The sequence below is a fragment of the Bilophila sp. 4_1_30 genome (assembly GCF_000224655.1).
Classification (GTDB): domain Bacteria; phylum Desulfobacterota; class Desulfovibrionia; order Desulfovibrionales; family Desulfovibrionaceae; genus Bilophila; species Bilophila wadsworthia.
In genome coordinates, this window is the sequence record NZ_JH114231.1 from 74681 (window position 1) to 78445 (window position 3765).

The 3765-nt window shown below is 62.8% G+C and carries 3 protein-coding genes; all 3 read left to right on the forward strand.

Translation table 11 applies throughout. The features are described from left to right. Positions 1 to 1313: sodium/proton-translocating pyrophosphatase (locus HMPREF0178_RS00400; RefSeq protein ID WP_009367922.1), on the forward strand; the 1313-nt coding region annotated here is incomplete at its 5' end. 102 nt (positions 1314 to 1415) lie between these two features. Next, positions 1416 to 2252: a deoxyribonuclease IV gene (locus tag HMPREF0178_RS00405; protein WP_009367923.1), complete on the forward strand. Its 837-nt coding sequence runs from the start codon at positions 1416 to 1418 to the stop codon at positions 2250 to 2252. A gap of 181 nt (positions 2253 to 2433) precedes the next feature. Next, positions 2434 to 3612, forward strand: coding sequence for an iron-containing alcohol dehydrogenase (locus HMPREF0178_RS00410; RefSeq protein ID WP_009367924.1), 1179 nt, complete (start codon positions 2434 to 2436; stop codon positions 3610 to 3612). The last annotated feature ends 153 nt before the right edge of the window (positions 3613 to 3765 follow it).

Genomic DNA, 3765 nt, shown 5'->3' on the forward strand with positions numbered 1-3765 from the left:
TCATGATGATGTACCCCCTGCTCATCGGCGGCGTGTGCATTCTCGGCTCCGTGTTCGGCACCAAGTACGTCCGCCTCGGCTCCGACAACAACATCATGAAGGCCCTGTACCGTGGTCTGACCGTCGCCGCTCTGGCTTCCGCCGGTCTCATCATCGTCGTGACCTTCCTGCTGTTCTGGGGCGCTCCTGAAATGCAGATCCAGGGCAAGACCTTCGGCGTGGGCAACCTGCTGATGTGCTCCCTGACCGGCCTCGTGATCACCGCCGCGCTGGTGTGGATCACCGAATACTACACCGCCACCGCGTTCCGCCCCGTCCGCAGCATCGCGCAGGCTTCCACCACCGGCCACGGCACCAACGTCATTCAGGGCCTCGCCGTGTCCATGGAATCCACCGCTCTGCCGGTTATCGTGATCTCCATCGGTATCCTGTTCTCCTACAGCAACGCCGGCCTGTTCGGCATCGCCATCGCCGCGACCACCATGCTCGCTCTTGCCGGCATGATCGTCGCCCTTGACGCCTACGGCCCCGTGACCGACAACGCCGGCGGCATCGCCGAAATGTCCAACCTCCCCGGCGACGTCCGTGAAGTCACCGACGCCCTCGACGCCGTGGGCAACACCACCAAGGCCGTGACCAAGGGCTACGCCATCGGTTCCGCCGCTCTCGCCGCTCTGGTGCTGTTCGCCTGCTACACCGAAGACCTCGGCCGCTTCTTCCCCAACCTGAACGTGTCCTTCTCCCTCCAGGACCCCTATGTCCTCGTCGGCCTGTTCATCGGCGGCCTGCTGCCGTACCTGTTCGGCGCCATGGGCATGATGGCCGTGGGCCGCGCCGGTTCCGCCGTCGTGGTTGAAGTGCGCCGCCAGTTCCGCGAAATCCCCGGCATCATGGAAGGCACCGCGAAGCCCAACTACGGCGCCGCCGTGGATATGCTGACCAAGGCCGCCATCCGCGAAATGATCATGCCCTCCATGCTCCCGGTCTTCGCCCCGATCATCGTGTACTTCATCATCGACGCCTTCGGCGGCCAGAGCGCGGCGTTCGCGACCCTCGGCGCCATGCTGATGGGCACCATCGTGACCGGCCTGTTCGTCGCCATCTCCATGACCTCCGGCGGCGGCGCGTGGGACAATGCCAAGAAGTACATCGAAGACGGCCACCACGGCGGCAAGGGTTCCGATGCGCACAAGGCCGCCGTTACCGGCGACACCGTGGGCGACCCCTACAAGGACACCGCTGGTCCGGCTGTTAACCCGATGATCAAGATCATCAACATCGTGGCTCTGCTGCTGCTTCAGGCGCTTGCCTAAGCCTTAGAGTCTCAGGTCCATTATCGCGAAGCGCCCCGGTGGGATTGACCGCCGGGGCGCTTTGTGTTTTTCATACAGGATAGCCATTCGGGAAGGTTCGTCATGCTGCATATCGGGTGTCACTTGTCCAGTTCCAAAGGGTACCGCCACATGGGGGAAGAAGCGCTCTCCATCAAGGCGGATACGTTCCAGTTTTTTACGCGCAACCCGAGGGGCAGCAAGGCCAAGAAGGCGAACCCCAAGGACGCGGAAGCCCTGCGCGGCCTGATGGAGGAGCACGCCTTCGCGCCCGTTCTGGGGCACGCGCCGTATACGCTGAACGCGTGTGCCCTCGATGAGGGGCTGCGGGCGTTTGCGCGGGACGCCATGCGCGAGGACGTGATGACGCTGGACACGTATCTGCCGCATATGCTGTATAATTTTCATCCCGGCAGCCATGTGGGGCAGGGGATCGATGTGGGCATGGGGCTCATCGTCGAACTGCTGGACGCGATCCTGCGTCCGGAACAGACCACCCGCGTCCTGCTGGAAACCATGTCCGGCAAGGGGACCGAGGTCGGAAGCCGTTTCGAGGAGCTGGGGCATATCCTCCGCTCCGTGTCGCTGGGCGACAAGATGGGCGTATGCCTCGACACCTGCCACGTGTATTCGGCGGGATATGACATTGTGAACGATCTTGGCGGGGTGCTGGAGCAGTTCGATCGGCATGTCGGGCTGGGCAAGCTGTACGCCATCCACCTGAACGACAGCCTGATGCCCTTCGCCAGCCGCAAGGATCGCCACGCCCGCATCGGCGAAGGGACCATCGGGCTGGAGGCGATTGCGCGGATCATCAACCATCCCGCCTTGAGGCACTTGCCGTTCTATCTGGAAACGCCCAATGAGCTTCCCGGCTATGCCCATGAAATCAGTATATTGCGGGCCGCGTGGGTCGAATGACGGCGGACGCGGCGGCGTTCGGCCTTCTCCATCCATTGCCGGGGAGCCGGCACGCCGCCTTGCCCCGGTCGGGTTCGTCCCACAAAAAGAGGCCGGGCCCCTTGACTTCGCGCTTTCGTGAAGCACTCTATACTTCATCCACCGTGCGCTTTCGCACCGTCCATTCATCAGGGAGAATCATATGAAATTCACGTATTCCATTCCCACCAAGATCCTGTTCGGCCCCGGCAGCTTCAACGATCTCGCCACGACGCCCCTGCCGGGCAAGAAAGCGCTCATCGTCATCACCGCCGGAAAATCCATGCGCGCGAACGGCTATCTGGATCGCCTCATCGCCATGCTGGACAAGCAGGGCATCGGGCACGCGCTGTTCGACAAGATCCTGCCCAACCCGGTGCTCCGCCACGTCCATGAAGGCGCGGCGCTGGCCCGCGAGCAGGGCTGCGACTTCGTGATCGGCCTTGGCGGCGGCAGTTCCATCGACTCCGCGAAAAGCATTGCGGTCATGGCCAAAAACCCCGGCGACTACTGGGATTACATCTCCGGCGGCTCCGGCAAGGGGCAGCCGCTGGTGAACGGAGCTCTGCCCATCGTGGCGATTACGACCACGGCGGGCACGGGCACGGAAGCCGACCCGTGGACCGTCATCACCAAAGAGGACACCAACGAGAAGATCGGCTTCGGCTGCGCGGAAACCTTCCCCGTGCTCTCCGTGGTGGACCCGGAAATGATGCTGACCATCCCGGCTCACCTGACAGCCTATCAGGGCTTTGACGCGTTGTTCCACGCCACGGAAGGGTATATCGCGAACGTCGCCACGCCGCTCAGCGACGCCTATGCGCTGAAAAGCATTGAACTCCTCGCCAAATATCTGCCCGCCGCCGTGAAGGACGGATCGGATCTGGAAGCCCGCACGCAGGTGGCGCTGGCAAGCACGCTTTCCGGCATGGTCGAGTCGACCTCCTGCTGCACGTCCGAACACGGCATGGAGCACGCCCTGAGCGCCTTCTATCCGAAACTGCCGCACGGCGCGGGGCTGATCATGCTTTCCGAGGCGTACTATTCGTTCTTCGCCGACAAGGCCCCCGAACGGTTCACGGCTATGGCCAAGGCCATGGGCGTGGTGACGGGGCATCTGCCGGAGGCCGAGCGCCCGATGGCGTTCGTCAAGGCGCTTGTGGAATTGCAGAAGGCGTGCGGAGTCGACGGCCTGAAGATGTCCGACTACGGCATTACGAAGGAAGACATGGCCAAGTGCGCGGCCAACGCGCGGCATACGATGGGCGGGCTGTTCAAGCTTGATCCCTACGCGCTGTCGCTCGACGAAACCACGCAGATCATGGTGGACGCCTACAAATAAGAGGGCGGGACGCACAAAAGAAGCGCGGGCCATACCGCGCTTTTTTTGTGCCCATGCCGGACGTTGCGCCTCTGAACCCTATGGCGTTTCAAAAAAACGGTTTTAGCGGGTACCGGCTTTCCGTTGTTTTTCTATCCAGACGAGGAGCTGCTT

Excerpts from the sequence above, each read along its gene's own strand:
- HMPREF0178_RS00405 (WP_009367923.1), top strand. The coding sequence starts at position 1,416 with ATGCTGCATATCGGGTGTCACTTGTCCAGTTCCAAAGGGTACCGCCAC.
- HMPREF0178_RS00410 (WP_009367924.1), top strand. The coding sequence starts at position 2,434 with ATGAAATTCACGTATTCCATTCCCACCAAGATCCTGTTCGGCCCCGGC.